Genomic DNA, 19,591 nt, shown 5'->3' on the forward strand with positions numbered 1-19,591 from the left:
CCGGCCGCCGGGTGTGTCACTTCGTACGCAGCCGGAAGAGGCTTCCCGACGCGGCGACCGCGAGCGCGAGCAGGCCCGCGCACCAGGCGAGCGCGATCCAGGGCGTGTTGCCGACGGGCCGGTCGAGCAGCAGACCGCGCAGGGACTCGATCACCGGCGTCACCGGCTGGTGCCGGGCGAAGCCGTGGAGCCAGCCGGGCATGGTCTCGATCGGTACGAACGCGCTGCTCGGGTACGGCAGGAACATCATGAAGAAGGTGAACCCGCCCGCCGCCTCGGGTGTTCTGGCGAGGAGTCCGGCCGCCGCCGACAGCCAGGAGACGGCGGTGATGAAGGCGAGGAGCAGCCCGAGGGCGGCGAGCCAGCCGGCGGGGGTGGCCGACGGCCGGAAGCCGATCAGGAAGGCGACGCCGAAGACAAGGGTGGTGGCGAGGAGGTTGCGGGCCACGCTGGCGCCGACGTGGCCGGCGAGGATCGGCGTACCGCCGATGTCGAGCGACCGGAACCGGTCGATGATGCCGCCCTTCATGTCCTCGCTGACGGACACGGCGGTGCCCGCCGAGCCGAATCCGGCGCAGAGGAGGAGGACGCCCGGGACGACGTACGTGACGTAGCGCGTACCGGTGTCGATGGCTCCGCCGAAGAAGTAGACGAAGATCAGCATCAGCATGACGGGCAGCATCATCGAGGTGATGACGGCGTCCGGGTTGCGGCGGCTGAGGCGGATGGCGCGGCCGGTCAGGGTGCCGGTCACGGTGAGCGCGTCAGACATGGGTGGGCTCCTCGGGGGCGCGTGCGGTGAGGGTCAGGAAGACGTCGTCGAGGGTCGCGGTGTGCAGGGCGAAGCGCGCGATGTCCGTCCGCTCGGGGTCGAGTTCGTCCAGGAGCGCCCGGACGTGGGCGGCGCTGCCGTCGGTGGGGACGCCGAGCGTGAGGGTCTCGGGGGAGTGGTGGACCGCCCGGCCGGAGAGCCGGAGGTAGGCGCGTTCGTCGGCGAGGGCCAGGTCGAGGCGGTCGCCGGCGACGCGTGACTTGAGCGCGTCGGCGGTGCCCTCGGCGACGATCCGGCCGGAGTCCATGACGGCGATGCGGCCGGCGAGCCGGTCGGCCTCCTCCAGGTACTGGGTGGTGAGGAAGACGGTCGTGACGCCGGCCGACAGCTCGCGGACGGTCTGCCAGAGCTCCTGGCGGCTGCGGGGGTCGAGGCCGGTGGTGGGCTCGTCCAGGAAGACCACCTCCGCGTCGCGGACGAGCCCCGCGGCGAGGTCGAGGCGGCGGCGCATGCCTCCGGAGTACGTCCTGGCCAGGCGGCGGCCGGCCTCGGCGAGGGCGAAGCGTTCCAGGAGTTCGGTGGCGCGCCGGTCGGCGGCCCGGCGGGACAGGCCGGAGAGGCGTGCCGCCATCCGCAGGTTCTCGTAGCCGGTCTGCGTGCCGTCGACGGCGGCGAACTGGCCGGTGAGGCTGATGGCCCGGCGGACCTTCGATCGGTGGGCGACGACGTCGTGCCCGGCCACGCGCGCGTGCCCGGCGTCGGGCCGGGTGAGGGTGGCGAGGACGCGGACGGTGGTCGTCTTGCCGGCGCCGTTGGGGCCGAGGAGGGCGAAGACAGTGCCCCGTTCGACGCGGAGGTCGAGTGAGTCGAGGACTGGCAGGGTCCCGTAGGTCTTGCGCAGGCCGACGGCTTCGACGGCGCTTTCGCCCCTGGTGCGGTCGGCGGCGGCTCGGGCTGTGGTGCGGGTGGCGGCTTCGGTGGCGGCCTCTGGGCGGGCCTTGTCGCCCGCCTCGGCGGCGGCCTCGGTGGTGGGTCGCATGGCGGCTCCTCGAGCTCGTACCTCTTACTGCGTATGCCTTACGCGGTACTGTGTAAGGGTTACGCATTACTAGGATGGCCGTCAAGCGCGAGATGTGGAGGCGGCGGCTCATGGCGGACGACAAGGGCGGTGGCGGGACGTTCCTGCCGCCGAGCATCGAGGCCGCCTGGGGGCTGCGGGAGCGGCCCGCGAAGGGGCCCAAGCCGGGCCTGACCCTCGACGGAATCGTCGACACGGCCGTACGCCTCGCCGCGGCGGAGGGGCTCGACGCCGTCTCCATGGGGCGGATCGCCAAGGAGCTCGGCGTCTCCCCCATGTCGCTCTACCGCTATGTCGGCGCCAAGAGCGAGCTGTACGTGCTCATGCAGGACACGGCCACCGGCGCCCCACCGGAGCTCTTCCCGCCCGACGCGGGCTGGCGCGAGGCGATGGAGGCGTGGTCCTGGGCGATGCGCGAGGTCTACCACCGCAACCTCTGGATGGTCCGGCTGCCCGTCTCCGGCCCGCCCGCGACGCCGAACACGGTCGCCTGGTGGGAGAAGGCCATGGTCGCCCTCGGCGGCACCGGCCTCGACGAGGGCACCAAGCTCTCCGTGGTCCTGCTGGTGGCCGGATTCGTCAAGAGCGACGCCCTGATGAACGCCGACCTCGCCGCCGCGATCGGCGCGAGCGGCGAGGAGCCGGCTGTCGTCATGGCCCGCTACAGCCACACCCTGCGCCGGCTCGCCGACCCGGCCCGCTTCCCGGCGGTGGCGCGGATGCTCGATTCCGGGGTGCTGGACGAGGCGGACGCGCCGGACGACGAATTCCGCTTCGGTCTCGCGCGGCTCCTCGACGGGGTCGCGGTCCTGGTGGACGGGGAGGCGGGGAAGGGGTGAGCGGGCTTCGTGAGCGCAAGAAGCGGCAGACCCGGCAGCTCCTCTCCGACACGGCCGTCGCCCTCTTCCTGGAGAAGGGCTTCGACGCCGTCTCCGTCGCCGAGGTCGCGGCCGCCGCCGAGGTCTCCAAGCCGACTCTCTTCCGCTACTTCCCGGCCAAGGAGGACCTGGCACTCCATCGGTTCGCCGACCACGAGGACGAGTCCGCCCGGGTCGTCGCGGCCCGCCCCGCGGGCGCCGGGCCGCTCGACGCCCTGCGCGCGCACTTCCTGCGCGGGCTCGACCGCCGCGACCCGGTGACGGGGCTCTGCGACGACCCCGATGTCCTCGCCTTCCAGCGGTTCCTCTACGGCACCCCGGCGCTGGTCGCCCGGCTCCACGGCTACCGGGACCGGTCGGAGGCGGCGCTCGCGCGGGCGCTCGGTGGCGAGCCGCTGCCGGCCCGCCTCGCCGCCGCGCAGATCGTCGCCGTCCTGCGCGTCCTGGCGGAGGAGAACGCCCGCCGGATGGCGGCGGGCGAGAGCGCCGACGAGGTGCACCCGGAGGCTGTCGCGGCGGCCGAGCGGGCGTTCAGGAGCCTGCGGGACGGGCTGCCGTTTTAGCGACTCGGACAATAATGTAACTCGGTAACGTTATTCCTCTATGCTTGTCGGAATGACGTCACCCGACCATGAGACGAAGCGTGAGCCGGCCTTCGACCCGGACATCGACCCGGCCTTGGACCCGGCCTTCGACCCGGACATCGAACTCGCCCCCGAACTCGCCCGTGAACGCGCCCATCACGACGCCTGCCGCGCCGCCCTGGCCCGGATGGCCGAGGACGTGGCCGAGCAGGTCGTCACCGGCGAGGACGTCGCCGCCTCCGGTGCCGACGCCGAATCCCTCGGCTACCACCTCCGCAGCCGGGCCAAGGAGTTCGGCGAACAGCCGCCGGGCCCCCTGTTCTTCGGCCGCCTCGACCGCGAGGACGGCCAGACCCTGCACGTCGGCCGCCGCCGCATCGCCGAGGACCCCGCCTCCCCTCCCCTCGTCATCGACTGGCGGGCCCCCGTCTCGCGCTCCTACTACCAGGCCGGCGCCCACGCCCCCCAGGGCGTGGTCCGGCGGCGCCGCTTCGGCTGGGCCCCGTACAGCCAGGGCGACTCGGCCGATCTGACCGGCCTGGAGGACGAGTACCTCCGCTCCGGAACCGGCACCGCCGGCGAGATCGTCACCCGGGAGATCGAGCGCCCCCGGACCGGCCCGATGCGCGACATCGCCGCCACCCTCCAGCCCGAACAGGACGACCTCGTACGGTCGGGGCCCGCCGTCTCCCTCTGCGTCCAGGGCGCCCCCGGCACCGGCAAGACCGCCGTCGGCCTGCACCGGGCCGCGTACCTCCTCTACACCCACCCACAGCGCGTCCGCCGCTCCGGCCTCCTCGTCCTCGGCCCCAACCGGACCTTCCTCTCCTACATCTCCGAGGTGCTGCCCGCGCTCGGCGAGAGCGGAATCCGGCAGTCGACGGTCGACGAGGAGATCGCCCGGCAGGAGGTGCGCGCAGTGGACGGAGAGGCGGCGGCCCTGGTCAAGCACGACGCCCGGATGGCGCGGGTGCTGCGCACGGCCCTGTACGCCCGGGTCGACTCCGCCCCCGCCGGGCCGTTGACGGTTCCCGACGGCTCGTACCGCTGGCGGCTCACGGCGGACGAACTGGCGCGGATCGTCACGGCGGTACGGGAGGAGGCGCCGCCGTACGCGACCGGGCGCGAACGGGTCCGGGACCGGGTCGTCCAAGCCCTCCGGCTCCAGGCCGAGCGGCGGGCCGGGCCCCTGGGCCGGGCGTGGGCGCGCAGGATCGAGCGGGCCCGCCCGGTGTCGGCGTTCGTGGACGGCTGCTGGCCGAAGGTGACGCCCGAGGAGGTGCTCGCCGAGGTGCTCACCGACCCGCGCGACGAGGCGCTGACCCTGGACGAGCTGGAGGCCATCCGGTGGGTGCGGCTGCCCCGCTCGTACCGCTCGGCGCGGTGGACGGCCGCCGACCTCGTACTCCTCGACGAACTGGCCGGGCTGATCGAGCGTCCCGAGGGCTACGCCCATGTCGTCGTCGACGAGGCGCAGGACCTGTCGCCGATGCAGTGCCGGGCGATCGCCCGCCGCGCCGCGTTCGGCTCACTGACCGTGCTCGGCGACCTGGCCCAGGGCACCACCCCGTGGGCGGCCCGCGGTTGGTGCGAGCAACTGGCCCACCTGGGCAAGCCGGACGCCGAGGTGGTTCCGCTGACCATCGGCTACCGCGTCCCGGAGGCGATCGTCGACCTCACCAACCGGCTGCTGCCCGCCCTCGGCGCGGACGTCGCACCGGCCACCTCCCTGCGGGCCGGGGGCGAGGTGACCCGCACCGCGACGGAGAGCCTCGTCGACGGAGTCGTCGAAGCGGTCGCCAAGGCACTGACCAGGCAGGGGGCGATCGGTGTGATCGCCGCCGAGTCGATGGTCGCCCCTCTCGCGCGAGCACTGGACGGGACCCTGGACGAGGCCGACGGGCGGGTCACGCTGGTCCCCGCGACGCTCGCCAAGGGGCTGGAGTTCGACCACGTGGTGGTGGCCGAGCCCGCCGCGATCGTCGCGGCCGAGCCGCGCGGCCACCACCGGCTGTACGTCGTCCTCACCCGGGCCGTCTCCCGCCTGGACCTCGTCCACAGCGAGCCCCTGCCGGCCTTGCTCGGCGGCGCTCAGACTTCCTGAAGGGCCGTCACCAGCGTTCGTACGCCGAGAGGGGGCGCACGCCGTTGCCCGAGCGGACGACGATGATCCGGTCCTTGTACGGGAACAGGGCGGCGAACGCGTCCGCGTCCCCGATGTCGTCACGGAAGTCGCGGTCGTCCTCCTCGTCGCCGGCCCGTCCCGGCGTCGAACTCGTCGCCGTCCCCTCGTCCGGAACCGCCCTCAGGCGTACAGCGGAGCGGCCGCCGGGCGCGGTCGGCGCAGGACCGTCGCGGCGACGGCCAGGGCGGCGAGGAGGAGTCCGGTGCCGACCGCGAACGCCAGGTGGTAGCCCCCGGTCAGGGCTTCGGCGGCGGGGCGGCCCGCGGCGGTGAGGGACTCGGTGCGGGAGGCGGCCAGGGTGGAGAGGACGGCGATGCCGAGGGCCATGCCGATCTGCTGGGTGGTGTTGAACAGACCCGAGGCGAGCCCCGCGTCCTCCTCCTTCGCGCCGGACATGCCCAGCGAGGTCAGGGCCGGCAGCGCGAGACCGAACCCGGCGGCGAGGAGCATGACGGGCAGCAGGTCGGTGGCGTACGAGGCGTTCACGGGCACCCGGGTCAGCAGACCGAGGACGCCGACGAGCAGGACGAGACCGGCCAGCAGCACGGTGCGCTCGCCGAAGCGGGCGTTGAGGCGGGCCGAGACGCCGAGGGACACCGCGCCGATGACGGCGGCGGCCGGCAGCATCGCGAGGCCGGTCTCGGCGGCGCCGTAACCGAGCACCCTCTGGAGGTAGAGCGCGACGAGGATCTGGAACGAGAAGAGCGCGGCGACCATCAGCATCTGGACCAGGTTGGCGCCCAGGACGCTGCGCGAGCGGAAGATCCGCAGCGGAATCAGCGGGTTCCTCGCGGTGGCCTGGCGGACGGCGAAGCCCGCGAGGAGGGCGAGCGCGAGGCCGCCGAGACCGAGGGTGCGGCCCGAACCGGCGCCGTACTCCTCGATCTTGACGACTGCGTAGATTCCGAGCATCAGGCCGGAGGTGACGAGCAGCGCGCCGACGACGTCCGCTCCCGCTCTCAGGCCGAGGCCCCGGTCGCCCGGCAGGGCGGGGAGGGCGGCGAGGAGGGCCGCGACGCCGATCGGCAGGTTGATGAAGAAGATCCAGTTCCAGGTGAGCGCGTCGGTGAGGACACCGCCGAGAACCTGCCCGAGGGAGGCGCCGGCCGCTCCGGTGAAGCTGAACACGGCGATGGCCTTGGCCCGTTCGCGGGGTGCGGTGAAGAGCGTGACGAGGATGCCGAGGCTGACGGCGGAGGCCATCGCGCTGCCGGCCCCCTGGAGGAAGCGGGCGGCGATCAGGACGCCGGGGGAGGTGGCGACGCCGGCCAGGAGGGAGGCGGCCGTGAAGACTCCCGTACCCGCGAGGAACATCCTCTTGCGGCCGATGAGATCGCCGAGCCGGCCGGCGAGGAGGAGCAGCGAGCCGAAGGCGATCAGGTAGGCGTTGACGACCCAGCTCAGGCCGACCGGGGTGAAGCCGAGGTCGCTCTGGATGGCCGGCATGGCGACGGTGACGATGCTGCCGTCGAGGATCGTCATCAGCATTCCGGTGGCCAGGACGCCGAGGGCGAGCCGGCGGGAGCGCGAGGGGGTTTCGGTGGGCGGCATGGCGGTCTCTCCTGTCGTCGGGAGGGCAACAGGAGAGACCGTAACAGATAGTTTTGTTGCAGACTATCGTTTACGGAACGAGGTTCTGGGGGCCGGTGTGTGTCACCCCTTCTGGCGTGCCCGGCGGGCGGGCCGTGGGCCTTCGACGGGGGTTTCCAGGTGTCCCGTGACGAGCAGGTTCAGCGCGCGGAGCAGGATCTCCCGCTCGTGGTCGGGGAGGGAGCCGAGGGTGCTCTCGTGGACGTGGTCGACGATCTTCTGGCTCTCCTGGGCGACCTTCGCCCCCTTCTCGGTCACGGCGATGATCCGCGCCCGCCGGTCGGTGCTCGACGGCCTGCGTTCGGCCAGCCCGGCCTTCTCCAGGGCGTCGACGGTCACCACCATCGTGGTCTTGTCCATGTCGCCGATCTCGGCGAGCTGGGCCTGCGTCCGCTCTTCCTCCAGGGCGTGGACGAGGACGCAGTGCATGCGCGGGGTGAGCCCGATCTCCCCGAGCGCCGCGCTCATCCGGGTCCGCAGGACGTGACTGGTGTGGTCCAGGAGGAAGGACAGGTCCGGTTCGGTGCGCGTGGGTGCCATGGCCGTCATGTCCGCCAGGGTAACGAAGGTCGATCCGTAGCGGATTATCAGGAAGAGGACGACTCGGGGGTGGGGGCGGACTGGTCCCCGCGTGCGGGGCAGTGGTTCGGTCGGTCGTCCCGCCGTACGGGGAGGGGGTCACGCCGGCTGCCGGGCGCGGCGCTGGCAGGCTGGGGGCATGGGACCTGCGCGAAGCGGCGGCGACGGCGACGGGGGCGGGCGGGGTGGTACGGCGCCACCACGCCCGCTGCTGTTCCTCGACGTCGACACGACCCGAGCGAGGTGCAGCCGACCGCGAAGCAGACCTCCGTCACGCTCAGGTCACCCCGCCGCAGCAGCGCTTTCGCGCGCTCGACACGGCGGGTCATCAGATAGCTGTACGGCGTCTCGCCGAAGGCGGCGCGGAAGCTGCGGGAGAAGTGCCCGGGTGACATGAGGGCGACGGCGGCCAGCGTCGGGACGTCCAGCGGCTGCGCGTAGTCGCGGTCCATCGTGTCCCGGGCGCGCCGTAGGCGTACGAGGTCCTCCAGCATCACCCGCCCAGCATCGCACGCCGCGGACCCGCGCGCCCGGACTCGGGACCGCGAGGTCCACCGCTCGCCCGCGCCCCGGTCACCGGCCGCAACGTTTCGCCGGGCTCCGGCGCGGTGCCTCAGTCGAGACAGAACTCGTTGCCCTCGATGTCCTGCATGACGATGCAGGACTCGTTCTCCTCATCGGCGAGCATGACCCGCTCGCACACCGCTCCGAGCGCGACCAGTCGGGCGCATTCGGCCTGGAGTGTGGCGAGGCGCTCTTCACCCACGAGCCCGGTGCCGACCCGCACGCAGAGATGGACCCGGTTCTTGACGACCTTGCCTTCGGGAACGCGCTGGAAGTACAGGCGCGGGCCCACTCCTGAGGGATCGCTGCAGACGAACGCCGAATCCTGCTGCTCAGGCGGCAGCGAACGATTGAAATCGTCCCAGGTGGCAAACCCCTCGGGGGCCGGCGGTACGCCGTACCCCAACACCTCGCACCAGAAGCGAGCGAGGCGCTCGGGCTTCGCGCAGTCGAAGGTGACCTGGAACTGCTTGATCGACGACATCGGACCACCATAGGGGCGCGTACTGATCACCGCGACCGTATTTTCACACCGCCCGAACCGAACGCCACCCGGTCACGGTGCGGTCGGGCCAGCCGTGGCCACCGAGTGTCCAGCGTTGCGCGTGGGCCGACCCATGGGTGACCTGCGCTGCCGGCCCTCGTGAGGCGCGACACTATTGCAAGCGGGTGCTTGCAATAGTTAGCAGGGGGTGGCAGGGTCGGAGCATGGCATCACTCAACGTCGGCAACCTCGGCGAGTACCTCCGCGAGCAGCGGCGCACCGCGCAGCTGTCCCTGCGGCAGCTCGCCGATGCCGCCGGGGTGTCGAATCCGTATCTGAGCCAGATCGAGCGCGGACTGCGCAAGCCCAGCGCCGAGGTGCTGCAGCAGGTCGCCAAGGCGCTGCGGATCTCCGCGGAGACGCTGTACGTCCGGGCCGGGATTCTCGACGAGACGGAGCGGGAGGAGCTGGAGACGCGCGCCGTCATCCTGGCCGATCCCTCGATCAACGAGCGGCAGAAGCAGGTGCTGCTCCAGATCTACGACTCCTTCCGCAAGGAGAACGCGGCCGAGGCCGCCGCGGCCGCGGCCGACAGCGATGCCGAACCACCCTCGCACGACGACCCTCGAACCAGTACGTGACATCCGGGAGGACCACCACCATGGCCATCATCGAAGAACTGCGTACCCCCCTCTACTTCGCCGCCGGCACCGCCGACCTCGCCGTCCAGCAGGCCAAGAAGGTGCCCGGGCTGATCGAGCAGATCGCCGCCGAGGCGCCCGCCCGGATCGAGGCCGTACGCAAGACGGACCCCAAGGCCGTGCAGGAGAAGGTCTCGGAGCGGGCCAAGGAGGCCCAGGTCACCGTGCAGTCGAAGTTCGCCGAGGTCGTGGGTGGCCTGGACACCGATCTGAAGAAGCTGGGCGAGACCGCCCAGGACCTGGCCCTGCGCGGAGTCGGTGTCGCCGCCGAGTACGCGGTCAAGGCGCGGGAGAAGTACGAGGAGGTCGCCGCGCACGGCGAGGAGGCCGTCAGGGCCTGGCGCGGTGAGGCCGCCGAGGAGATCACCGAGATCGCCATCGCCGTCGAGCCGGACCCCGAGCCCAAGGTCCAGCCCAAGGCCTCGGCCGACGACGCCACGGTCGACGCCACGGCCGAGGACGCCACGTCCGCGCGCAAGGCCACGGCCCGCAAGCCCGCCGCCAAGAAGCCCGCCTCCGCCACCGAGAAGTAAGCCCGGGCACCGAGAAGTAAGCCCGGGCACCAATCAGGGTGCCCGGGGCGTTGAACCGGGTACCTTGGCCGCGAGGCGCTCCATCCACTCACGAGGCGGTGCTACGCATGTTGCGCGCGGGATTCGACTCCATCATCTGGCTGGTGATCGGCCTGGTCTTCATCGGCTTCGCCGTCACCGCGCTCGTCTTCGCGGCGATGGCACGCGAGGACGCCTACCGCGCGGCCGACAAGCAGACCAAGAAGTTCTGGCTGATCATCCTGGGCGTCAACCTCGCCCTCAACCTGCTGCTGCCGATGCTCTTCCTCCAGATCGCCGGCCTCATCGCGGCCATCGTCTTCATGGTCGACGTCCGGCCCGCGATCCGGCAGATCTCGGGTGGTGGTGGCGGCCGTCGCGGTGGATCCAGCAGCGATGGGCCGTACGGCCCGTACAACGGCGGCCGGTAGCGGCGGACCACAGCGGCAAAAAGCACGCCGAGCACGCCGAGCACGGCACGCACACACGGACAGGGTCCGGGGGCTACCCCCGGGCCCTTTCCAGTGCCAGGACCGCCACGTCGTCCGTCAGCTCCCCGCCGTTCAGCGCCCGGACCTCCGTCACCGCCGCCTCCAGGAGCTCCTCGCCCCGCAGGCCCTCCGCCAGCTGCCGGTTGATCATCTCGACCATCCCGTCCTGGCCCAGGCGCGGCGAGCCCGGGCCCGCCGAGCGGCCCTCGATCAGGCCGTCCGTGTACATCAGCAGGCTCCACGTGCCGCCCAGCTCCACCTGGCGCCGCGGCCAGCGGGCCCGCGGCAGCAGACCGAGGGCCGGGCCGCCGTCCTCGTACGGCAGGAGCTGCGCCGCCCGGCCCTGCCGGGCGATCAGGGGCGAGGGGTGCCCGGCCAGGCACAGGCCCGCCCGGCGCCCGTCCGGCGCGATGTCGACCGTGCAGATCGTCGCGAAGATCTCCTCGCTCTCCCGCTCGTGCTCCAGGACCTGCTGCAACGTGGAGAGCAGTTCGTCCCCACACAGGCCGGCGAAGGTCAGCGCACGCCACGCGATCCGCAGCTCCACACCCAGCGCCGCCTCGTCCGGGCCGTGCCCGCAGACGTCGCCGATCATGGCGTGAACGGTGCCGTCGGGGGTGCGCACGGTGTCGTAGAAGTCGCCGCCGAGCAGCGCGCGCGAGCGGCCGGGCCGGTAGCGGGCCGCGAACCGCAGGTCGGAGCCCTCCAGCAGGGGGGTGGGCAGCAGGCCGCGCTCCAGGCGGGCGTTCTCCTGCGCCCGCAGCCGCGACTCGGCCAGCTTCACCTGCACCGCGTCCGCCCGCTTGCGCTCCACCGCGTACCGGATCGCCCGGCTGAGCAGCCGTCCGTCGAGCTCCTCGCGGAAGAGGTGGTCCTGCGCCCCCACCCGTACCGCCTCCGCCGCCAGCTCCGCGTCGGCCGAGGCCGCCAGAGCCAGGACGGCGTGGCGCGGCGCGAGGCGCAGGACGTGGCGCAGCGGGGCGAGCGGGTCGTCACCGGCCGCGCGGGGCCCGGGCAGGGCCAGGTCGACCAGGACGCAGTGCACGTCGTCGGTGAGCAGCCGCTCGGCCTCGGTGAGGTTGCGCGCGGTACGGATCCGGACGCGGGTCCCGTCCGCGTCGAGCAGTTCGGGTACGGCGAGGGCACCCGCCGGGTCGTCCTCGACGACCAGAAGGGTGAGATCGGTGCCTGTCGCCGCGGTGGCAGCGCCGGGCGCCGCAGCAGAGACGATTCTCTGTCGCGGTACGGGTACGGGCATCGGTCTTGTTTTCCTTCCCTCCCCCCGAGGGCGCGGCAGGGCGACGAACGACGTCCCGCCAGACGGGGACCATAGCGTCACCCCGGCGGGCAGCGGAATGGTGATCACCACACGGGCGCCGATGTGGCGCTGGCATATGCCGTGCATGGGGAGGTTGTTGACGTTCCGGCCATGACGAACATCACGCGCCGGGCGGCCGGTCAGGGGCGGCCCCCGGCCGACGTACGGCCGTGAGCGGTGTCACTCCGGTGTCGCTCCGGTGTCACTCCGATCGCAGGTCCCGTCCCGGTCGACTCCGGTCCGGATCCGGTCCGACTCCGGTCTCACTCCGGGCGGACGACTCCCAGGATCTCCATCGAGCCCGCCCCCGCGATCGTCACGTCCCGGCCGGGACGGGGCGCGTGCACCATCGCTCCGTCGCCGATGTACATCCCGATGTGGCTGGCGTCCTTGTAGTAGACGATCAGGTCGCCCGGCCGCATGTCCTTGATGTCCACGCGCGGCAGCAGCCTCCACTGCTCCTGCGAGGTACGCGGGATGACACGGCCCGCCGCGCCCCACGCGCTCTGGGTCAGGCCCGAGCAGTCGTACGAGCCCGGTCCCTCCGCGCCCCAGACGTACGGCTTGCCGATCTGCGCCGTCGCGAACTCGACCGCCTGCTTGCCGCGCGCGGTCGCCTGCCCCTCCAGGTCCTTGAGGACGCCGGTGCCCAGCCAGGCGGTCTGCGCGCGGTGCTGCTCCTGCCGCTCCAGGTGCCGCAGCCGCTCCAGCTCCTCGGCCTCCAGCTCGGACTCGAGCTTCCTGGCCGCGGCGATCTTGCCGTCGATGTCCTTCTTGGCCTCGGCCTGCTTGACGCGGTTGGCCTCCAGCTTGGTCCAGTTGGTGCCCGCGTCCTTGGCGTAGGAGGTCAACTCCGCCTGAGTGCGGCTCATCTCGGCGAGCAGGTCCTTCGTGGCCTTCTGGCCCTGCTGGAGCCGTCCGGCGTTGTCGAGGAAGAGCTGCGGGTCGTCGGTGAGGACGAACTGGGCGCCGTCGGGCAGCCCGCCGTTGCGGTACTGGGCGCGGGCGGCGGCGCCCGCCTGAGCCTTGAGCCGGTCGATCTTCTCGCGTCCGGCCACGATCATCCGGGCCAGCTTCACGATCTCCGCGGACTGCTCCTTGGTCTGCTCCTCGGCGAGGTTGTACGCGTCGGTGGCGACAGCGGCCTGGTGGTACAGGGCGTCTATCTCCTTGCGCACCTCGTCGAGGGTCTTCTTCGGTGCGGCGGGCGGGGCGGGCGCGGCCGGTGCGGCGGGCGAGGCCGGCGGCAGGGGCGCCGCCGCGGCGGGAAGGGTCAATGCGGGTGAAGCCAGCACCGTCAGGGCGCAGACCACGGTGATCGCGGCGGTGGCGCAGCGGCGTCGGTTCACAATCTCCCCCTCGGACGGCCCCGGACGGCCTTGCGTCCCATACCTGATTTACCGTCAGTAACTTACTGGTGACCTTGGCGATAGTGCCATGCGGAACGTGAAAACGACAGGGGAGGGCCGGGCTTGCCGGGTCACTTCCCCCGACGAGGACGGTTGTCCGGCTCGTCACGTTCCCCCCGCGCCGGGATTTCTTCCGACGGCGCCGCCGCCGACCCCGCCGCCGATCCCGGTGCCAGTGCCTCCCATCGCACCGTCACCTCCCCCTGGCGCCACCGCCGATGGCCGTCCGTCAGCGGCCAGTCCGCCGCCAAGTCCCGTACGGCCCGGATCCAGCGCTGCCGCGCGCCCAGTGAGGCGTACGGAGCCGCCGCCGCCCACGCCCGGTCGAAGTCGCGCAGGAACGCGTGCACCGGCTCGCCCGGCACATTGCGATGGATGAGGGCCTTGGGCAGGCGCTCCGCGAGGTCCGAGGGGCGCTCCAGCGAACCGAGCCGGGTCGCGAACGTCACCGTCCGGGGCCCGGACCGGTCGAGCGCCACCCATACGTGCCGGCGCCCGATCTCGTCGCAGGTCCCCTCCACCAGCAGCCCTCCCGGCGCGAGCCGCCCGCACAGGCGCCCCCACACGGCGGCGACCTCGTCCTCGTCGTACTGGCGCAGCACGTTCGCGGCCCGGATCAGCGCGACCTGTCCCGCCACCGGGACCTCGAAGCCGCCGTGCACGAAGTCCAGGCCCTCGCGCGCGTACGGCTGGGCGGCGGCGACCCGGGCCGGTTCGATCTCGATGCCGACGACCTCGGTGCGCGGGTCCGCCGTGCGCAGCCGGGCGAGCAGCTCGACGGCCGTCCAGGGAGCGGCTCCGTACCCCAGGTCGACGGCGACCGGGGCGGGCGACCGGCGCAGGGCCGGGCCGTGGACGGCGGCGATCCAGCGGTCCATGCGGCGGAGTCGATTGGGGTTGGTGGTCCCGCGGGTCGTCGTGCCGACGGGGCGGGTCCCGGCGGGCGGAGCGAGAGGGGAGGGCCCCCGGGCGGAGCTCCGGGGGCGGGTGGGGCGCGGGGGCATGGAACGAGGGTAAGGGCCGCGCCACGCCGTTCCCGCACGGCAATGAATTGGCAAAACGGAAATGGATGACGAGATTCCGGTGTTGTGCCGCCTGGAGGGCGCTGTCCGCCGTCCGGTCCGCCGTGCCCGCTGTTCCTCTGTCCGCCGGGCGCGCCGTGCCTGCTCTGCCCGCCATGCCCTCGCTCCGAGCGGAAGGACCGTCGACGTGAGCCAGTACGTGTCCCGGCTCGCCGGCTCCCTGACGTCACCGTCCAGGCTCCGGCTCCCCGGCCGTCACCGCGCCCCGCGCCGGGTGGCCATGCTCAGCGTCCACACCTCACCCCTCCACCAGCCGGGAACCGGCGACGCCGGAGGCATGAACGTCTACATCGTCGAGCTGGCCAAGCGGCTCGCCGCGATCAACATCGAGGTCGAGATCTTCACCCGGGCCACCACCGGCGGCCTCGCCCCGGTCGTCGAGCTCGCGCCCGGTGTCCTCGTACGGCACGTGGACGCCGGACCGTACGAGGGGCTGGCCAAGGAGGAGCTGCCGGCCCAGCTCTGCGCCTTCACGCACGGCGTCATGCAGGCCTGGGCCGGCCACCGCCCCGGCCACTACGACCTCGTCCACTCGCACTACTGGCTCTCCGGCCATGTCGGCTGGCTCGCCGCCGAGCGCTGGGGCGTCCCGCTCGTGCACGCCATGCACACCATGGCCAAGGTCAAGAACGCGGCGCTGGCGGAGGGGGACACCCCCGAACCCACGGCCCGGGTGATCGGCGAGACCCAGATCGTCTCCGCCGCCGACCGGCTGATCGCCAACACCGCCGAGGAGGCCGACGAGCTCGTCCGCTTCTACGACGCCGATCCCGGCAAGGTCGCCGTCGTCCACCCCGGTGTGAACCTCGACCGCTTCCGGCCGGCGGACGGACGCGCCGCGGCCCGGGCCCGCCTCGGGCTGCCCGCCGACGCCTTCGTGCCGGTCTTCGCCGGCCGTATCCAGCCGCTCAAGGCCCCCGACATCCTGCTGCGCGCCGCCGCGCTCCTGCTCGCCCGCGACCCCTCGCTGCGCTCCCGCATGGTCGTCCCGGTCGTCGGCGGCCCGAGCGGAAGCGGTCTGGCCAAGCCCGAGGGGCTGCAGAAGCTCGCCGCCCGGCTCGGCATCGCGGACGTCGTCCGCTTCCACCCGCCGGTCGGCCAGGAGCGGCTCGCGGACTGGTTCCGCGCGGCTTCGGTGCTGGTCATGCCCTCGTACAGCGAGTCCTTCGGCCTGGTCGCCCTGGAGGCGCAGGCGGCCGGGACGCCGGTCGTCGCGGCGGCGGTCGGCGGTCTGCCGGTCGCGGTGCGCGACGACGTCACCGGCTTCCTGGTCCAGGGGCACGACCCGGCGGACTACGCCCGCGCGCTCGGCCGGTTCCTGGACGACCCGGGGCTGTCCGCCCGGATGGGCGAGGCGGCCGCCCGGCACGCCGGCTCCTTCGGCTGGGACACGGCGGCGTCGGGCACGGCGGACGTGTACACGGCGGCGATGCACGACCACCGGACGCGGGAGCACGGGCGGGATCACCGGGCTCATGATCACCGCCGTCGCGTACGCTCGCACCATGGCTGACGTCGTACACGCCCAGCGGGTCATCGAGGACACCTTCAAGGACGCGGAGCTGGAGTGGGAGTCCCCCGAGCCCGGCTCGTACGTCGTGAAGCTCCCCGGCACGCGCAAGCTCTTCACCACCCTTTCCCTGCGGGTGGGCCGGCACTCGCTCTCCCTCAACGCCTTCGTCATCCGCCATCCGGACGAGAACGAGGCGGGCGTCCACCGCTGGCTCCTGGAGCGCAATCTCAAGCTCTACGGAGTGGGTTACGCCGTCGACGGGCTCGGCGACATCTATCTGACCGGCAAGCTCCCGCTGGCGGCCGTCACGCCCGAGGAGCTGGACCGGCTGCTCGGCTCGGTGCTCGAAGCGGCCGACGGTTCCTTCAACACACTGCTGGAGCTGGGGTTCGCGAGCGCGATCCGGCGTGAGTACGAGTGGCGGGTGTCGCGCGGCGAGTCGACCCGGAACCTCGACGCGTTCACGCACCTGACCAAGAAGCCCACGGACTGACGCTCGCCAGTCGTCGGGGGTCTGGCCTACGGCCCCCTTGCTGACCCCTTCCCTCCATGGCCTGGCCGTGCCATGCTCGCGCCCGGCGCCCATCTGAACACTATTCATGTATGTGAAAGGGCTCGGGTATGGCAGCGGACAGGGCACGTGAGAACAGGGCACTCGGCAGACGGCGGTTCCTGGGCGGCGCGGTCGCGGTGGCGGCCGCCGCCACGACGACCGGGTTCACCCGGGAGCCCGTGCCGTACGCCGCCACCCTTTGGAAGGAGTTCGAGGCCTCTCCGTACACGCACCCCCAGATCCCCTACGTGGGCCGCGCCGGCGCACGCCGCGGCGCCGCCCGCCCCCAGGGCTCCGCCCGGGGGCGCCCCCAGCCCGGCTCGCTCCCCCGGCCGCGGGTCGTCGCCGACGTCCTCTCCCACGGCGCCACCCCCGACGGCTCGACGGACTCGGCTCCCGCCTTCAACCGGGCCCTCGCCGAGGCGGGGAAGCGCGGCGGCGGGACGGTGCTCGTCCCGCCCGGCACGTACCGGATCGACGGCCTGATCCACATCGGCCACAGCCGGGTCGTGCTGCGGGGCGCGGGATCCGCCCGTACGAAACTGGTGGCGACGCAACACCTCACCGAGCTGATCGGCCCGTACGGTTCCCGCTACGGCGGCGACAAGTCCTCCTGGTCCTGGGCCGGCGGCCTGATCTGGCTCGCCCCGCGCGCACGGCACGCCTCCCTCGTCGCCGCGATACGGGAACGGGCCTGGCCCTTCGAAGGCTGGACCGGCAACAAGCGCGACGAGTGGGCCTCCCTCACGACCGTACGCCCGGCCCGCCGCGGCGACTGGACGGTCACGGTCGACGACCCGTCAGCCCTGCGCCGGGGCCGGATCATTCTCCTCCGGCTGGCCGACGACGCCGGACACACGCTCCTCGAACACATCGCGGGCGGCGGGCCGGGAGCGGAGTCGTACGTCTGGGACGACAAGACCAAGCTGACGTCGTACGTCCCCTACGAGTGGCCGGTGCGGATCGCCGCCGTACGCGGCCGGAAGGTCACCTTCGAGCGCCCGCTCCCGCTCGACGCACGCCCCGAGTGGGACCCCCGTCTGACCACCCTCGCGGAGCCGCTCACGGACGCGGGGGTGGAGGGCCTGACCCTGGAGGCGGTCGAGACGCCCCAGGCCCCGCACCTGCTGGACAAGGGCTTCAACGGCGTCACCTTCCAGTGCGCCTACGACTGCTGGGCCGACGACGTCGTCGTCCGCCATGTCGACAACGGCTTCGGTCTCGTCGCCGCCTCCGCCTGCACCCTGCGCCACACGCGCGTGGAGGGGCGCGGCGCGCACCATCCGTACTTCTGCCGCGAGGGAGCGCACGACAACCTCGTCGAGGACTTCCGGATCGCCGCCCGTACGGTCCCGGCACCACCGGGCACCCAGCTGCACGGCATCAACGTGGAGGGCCTGTCCAGCCACAACGTCTGGTCGCGGGGGGTGATGGAGATGGGCACCTTCGACACGCACCGGGGAATGCCCTTCGCCAACGTACGGACCGAGATCACGGTCGAGAACAACGGCCGGCACGGCGGGGACGCGTCGGCGGGCCCGCTGTACGGGGCCCGGTTCGCGCACTGGAACGTGACGGTCACCAACGGGCGGGCGGGCCTCGTCAAGATCGACACGGTCGCGCCGTACAGCGCGACCGTGGGCATCAGCGAGGTCCGTGAGTTCGACCAGATCGACGTGCCCGACTTCACTGGAGACCTCCACGCGCGCGTGGAGGCGTACGGGAGGCCGGGGGCGGTGCGCCCCCGGAACCTGTACGAGGCGCAGCGGAACATCAGGCGCTGACGGCGGGCTTCCGGTCCGGCGGGGCGGGCTCGTCCCCGCCGGGTGCGGGGGACTCGTCGGCCGGCTGGTCGTCGGGGGCGCCCTGGGGCTCGGGCGTGCTCGCTGCGTCGGGCGCCTCCGGCGTGACCGGCTCGTTCGACGTGTTCGACGGCGTGTTCAGCGGCGTGTTCGGCGGCGTGTTCGGCTCGGCCTCGGTGAGGGCATTGCGCAACCGGGTGGTGTAGCCGATCGCCGCGAGCGAGCCGATCACGGCGCAGGCCGCCCACAGCACGTCCGGTCCGGGACCGTCGACGACCCAGCCGGCCAGGATCGGCGCGACGAAACCGGCCACCGCCCAGGACATGCCCATCACGCCCTGGTAGCGGCCACGGGCGTGCTCGGGGGCGAGCCTGGCGGTGGCGGCGGCGTTGGTCGGCACGTGGACCATCTCGCCGATCGTCCAGACGACGACCGTCGCGGCGAAGACGACGGGGGATCCGGCGAGGGCGGTGGCGCCGGTGCCGACGGCGAAGAGGAGGGAGGAGACGGTGAGCAGCATGGCCGGTGAACGCTTGTCGGTCACCTTGTTGACCAGGAGCTGGAAGCCGACGATCACGACGCCGTTGACGGCGATGACCGCGCCGTACGAGCCGGGGGAGAGGCCCTGCTCCGCCATGGAGAGCGGCAGGCCGATCCAGGGGGCGGTGAAGACCAGGCAGACCAGGAGGTTGAGCAGGAGGAGGGTCCGGAAGGGGGCGTCGCGCAGCACGGTGAGGACGCTCACGCGCTTCTCCTCGACGACCTTGCCCGCGGTGTCCCGCCGGGCGTCGGGGCGGGTCTCGGGGAGCCGGAGGAAGACGATCAGGGCACACAGGACGGTGGCGACGGCGTCGACGACGAAGAGGCTGCGGTAGCCGAGGAAGATCGCGGCACCGCCGCCGAGCGCGGCGATGGCGAAGCCGAGGTTCAGCGCCCAGTAGTTCAGCGCGTACGCCCGGCGCAGGTCGTTCTCGGGGACCATGTCGGCGATGGTGGCGTTGATCGAGGGCCGGACCGCCTGCATGGCGACGCCCATCAGCAGGACCACGACGGCGATGCCCCAGGCGCTGGTGACGAGCGCGAGGGCGGCGGTGGAGGCGGCCGCCGCGAGGTGCATCGTGACCATGGTGGGCCGGCGGCCCCACTTGTCGGTGAGCATGCCGCCCAGCGGGGAGCCGGCGACGCCGCCGAGGCCGTGCAGGGCGACGACGAGCCCGGCGAACCAGGCCGAGTGGCCGAGCTCCTGGGTGAGGTAGAGGGAGAGGAAGGTGAGGACGAAGGCGCCGGTGCGGTTGACGAGGGTGGACAGCCAGAGCCACCAGAATCCGCGGGGAAGCCCGGAGACGGTCGCGACGGCTGATCGTCTGAGCGAGTCGATGGACATGTGTGGCCGGCCCCCAGCGTCTGTAAGCGTCCCAATCCGGAGCCGTACCTTACGGGGGTGGGCTTGCCGATCG

19 protein-coding genes are annotated in these 19,591 nt (G+C 72.6%); 9 read left to right on the forward strand and 10 right to left on the reverse strand.

Annotated elements, in window-relative coordinates; genetic code table 11:
* Window positions 1-16 precede the first annotated feature (16 nt).
* Window positions 17-772, reverse strand: a complete 756-nt coding sequence (locus tag ACWDX6_RS11115; RefSeq protein WP_451484649.1) for an ABC transporter permease — start codon at window positions 770-772, stop codon at window positions 17-19.
* Window positions 765-1,811, reverse strand: a complete 1,047-nt coding sequence (locus ACWDX6_RS11120; RefSeq protein WP_451484650.1) for an ATP-binding cassette domain-containing protein — start codon at window positions 1,809-1,811, stop codon at window positions 765-767. Before ACWDX6_RS11120 ends, ACWDX6_RS11115 begins: the two co-directional genes overlap by 8 nt.
* A 74-nt stretch (window positions 1,812-1,885) precedes the next feature.
* On the opposite strand from ACWDX6_RS11120, the gene ACWDX6_RS11125 reads away from it, so the two are divergent.
* From ACWDX6_RS11125 to ACWDX6_RS11135, 3 genes are read left to right on the forward strand one after another with little or no spacing between them, the layout of a single operon-like run.
* Window positions 1,886-2,689, forward strand: coding sequence for a TetR/AcrR family transcriptional regulator (locus ACWDX6_RS11125; protein WP_451484651.1), 804 nt, complete (start codon window positions 1,886-1,888; stop codon window positions 2,687-2,689).
* Window positions 2,686-3,291 carry a TetR/AcrR family transcriptional regulator gene (locus ACWDX6_RS11130; protein ID WP_451484652.1) on the forward strand — a complete coding sequence of 202 codons (606 nt, stop codon included), beginning with the start codon at window positions 2,686-2,688 and terminating at the stop codon, window positions 3,289-3,291. The genes ACWDX6_RS11125 and ACWDX6_RS11130 overlap by 4 nt, the downstream gene beginning before the upstream one ends.
* Window positions 3,292-3,343: 52 nt before the next feature.
* On the forward strand, window positions 3,344-5,416 hold the full coding sequence (locus ACWDX6_RS11135) for a HelD family protein (RefSeq protein ID WP_451484653.1): 2,073 nt from the start codon (window positions 3,344-3,346) through the stop codon (window positions 5,414-5,416).
* Between the two features lie 201 nt (window positions 5,417-5,617).
* Here ACWDX6_RS11135 and ACWDX6_RS11140 read toward each other — a convergent pair whose 3' ends face one another.
* The 4 genes from ACWDX6_RS11140 to ACWDX6_RS11155 all read right to left on the reverse strand — a co-directional run bounded on the left by ACWDX6_RS11140 (window position 5,618) and on the right by ACWDX6_RS11155 (window position 8,714).
* Window positions 5,618-7,048, reverse strand: coding sequence for an MFS transporter (locus tag ACWDX6_RS11140; RefSeq protein WP_451484654.1), 1,431 nt, complete (start codon window positions 7,046-7,048; stop codon window positions 5,618-5,620).
* A gap of 102 nt (window positions 7,049-7,150) precedes the next feature.
* Complete coding sequence (locus ACWDX6_RS11145; protein WP_451484655.1) at window positions 7,151-7,636, reverse strand: MarR family winged helix-turn-helix transcriptional regulator; 486 nt, start codon at window positions 7,634-7,636, stop codon at window positions 7,151-7,153.
* A gap of 38 nt (window positions 7,637-7,674) precedes the next feature.
* The gene (locus ACWDX6_RS11150) at window positions 7,675-8,160 is read right to left on the reverse strand and encodes a helix-turn-helix domain-containing protein (protein ID WP_451484736.1); all 486 of its coding nucleotides are present in this window, start codon (window positions 8,158-8,160) and stop codon (window positions 7,675-7,677) included.
* A 119-nt stretch (window positions 8,161-8,279) separates the two neighbouring features.
* Entirely contained in the window at window positions 8,280-8,714 is a 435-nt protein-coding gene (locus ACWDX6_RS11155) for a VOC family protein (RefSeq protein ID WP_451484656.1), read from the reverse strand.
* Between the two features lie 224 nt (window positions 8,715-8,938).
* On the opposite strand from ACWDX6_RS11155, the gene ACWDX6_RS11160 reads away from it, so the two are divergent.
* The 3 genes from ACWDX6_RS11160 to ACWDX6_RS11170 all read left to right on the forward strand — a co-directional run bounded on the left by ACWDX6_RS11160 (window position 8,939) and on the right by ACWDX6_RS11170 (window position 10,397).
* The gene (locus ACWDX6_RS11160) at window positions 8,939-9,355 is read left to right on the forward strand and encodes a helix-turn-helix domain-containing protein (RefSeq protein ID WP_451484657.1); all 417 of its coding nucleotides are present in this window, start codon (window positions 8,939-8,941) and stop codon (window positions 9,353-9,355) included.
* Between the two features lie 20 nt (window positions 9,356-9,375).
* Complete coding sequence (locus ACWDX6_RS11165; RefSeq protein ID WP_451484658.1) at window positions 9,376-9,948, forward strand: hypothetical protein; 573 nt, start codon at window positions 9,376-9,378, stop codon at window positions 9,946-9,948.
* Between the two features lie 107 nt (window positions 9,949-10,055).
* A complete protein-coding gene (locus tag ACWDX6_RS11170) occupies window positions 10,056-10,397 on the forward strand; it encodes a DUF2516 family protein (RefSeq protein ID WP_451484659.1) in 342 nt (113 codons plus the stop codon).
* 73 nt (window positions 10,398-10,470) lie between these two features.
* Here the strand turns inward: ACWDX6_RS11170 and ACWDX6_RS11175 are convergent, their stop codons facing one another.
* From ACWDX6_RS11175 to ACWDX6_RS11185, 3 genes are all read right to left on the reverse strand, one after another.
* Window positions 10,471-11,715, reverse strand: coding sequence for a PP2C family protein-serine/threonine phosphatase (locus ACWDX6_RS11175; protein WP_403287556.1), 1,245 nt, complete (start codon window positions 11,713-11,715; stop codon window positions 10,471-10,473).
* Window positions 11,716-12,038: 323 nt separating this feature from the next.
* Window positions 12,039-13,124: a C40 family peptidase gene (locus ACWDX6_RS11180; RefSeq protein ID WP_451484660.1), complete on the reverse strand. Its 1,086-nt coding sequence runs from the start codon at window positions 13,122-13,124 to the stop codon at window positions 12,039-12,041.
* Window positions 13,125-13,255: 131 nt separating this feature from the next.
* Window positions 13,256-14,062 (reverse strand): class I SAM-dependent methyltransferase, encoded by an 807-nt coding sequence (locus ACWDX6_RS11185; protein WP_451484661.1) that lies wholly within the window; start codon window positions 14,060-14,062, stop codon window positions 13,256-13,258.
* Between the two features lie 331 nt (window positions 14,063-14,393).
* Here ACWDX6_RS11185 and mshA point away from each other — a divergent pair, with 331 nt between their 5' ends.
* From mshA to ACWDX6_RS11200, 3 genes are all read left to right on the forward strand, one after another.
* On the forward strand, window positions 14,394-15,779 hold the full coding sequence (gene mshA / locus ACWDX6_RS11190; protein WP_451484662.1) for a D-inositol-3-phosphate glycosyltransferase: 1,386 nt from the start codon (window positions 14,394-14,396) through the stop codon (window positions 15,777-15,779).
* A complete protein-coding gene (locus ACWDX6_RS11195) occupies window positions 15,772-16,272 on the forward strand; it encodes a YbjN domain-containing protein (protein WP_451484663.1) in 501 nt (166 codons plus the stop codon). Before mshA ends, ACWDX6_RS11195 begins: the two co-directional genes overlap by 8 nt.
* A gap of 128 nt (window positions 16,273-16,400) precedes the next feature.
* Complete coding sequence (locus tag ACWDX6_RS11200; RefSeq protein WP_451484664.1) at window positions 16,401-18,116, forward strand: glycosyl hydrolase family 28-related protein; 1,716 nt, start codon at window positions 16,401-16,403, stop codon at window positions 18,114-18,116.
* Here the strand turns inward: ACWDX6_RS11200 and ACWDX6_RS11205 are convergent.
* Window positions 18,106-19,518 carry an MFS transporter gene (locus ACWDX6_RS11205; RefSeq protein ID WP_451484665.1) on the reverse strand — a complete coding sequence of 471 codons (1,413 nt, stop codon included), beginning with the start codon at window positions 19,516-19,518 and terminating at the stop codon, window positions 18,106-18,108. The two genes, ACWDX6_RS11200 and ACWDX6_RS11205, sit on opposite strands and share 11 nt — an antisense overlap.
* Between the last annotated feature and the right edge of the window lie 73 nt (window positions 19,519-19,591).

It is taken from the genome of Streptomyces sp. NPDC003027 (genome assembly GCF_053591435.1).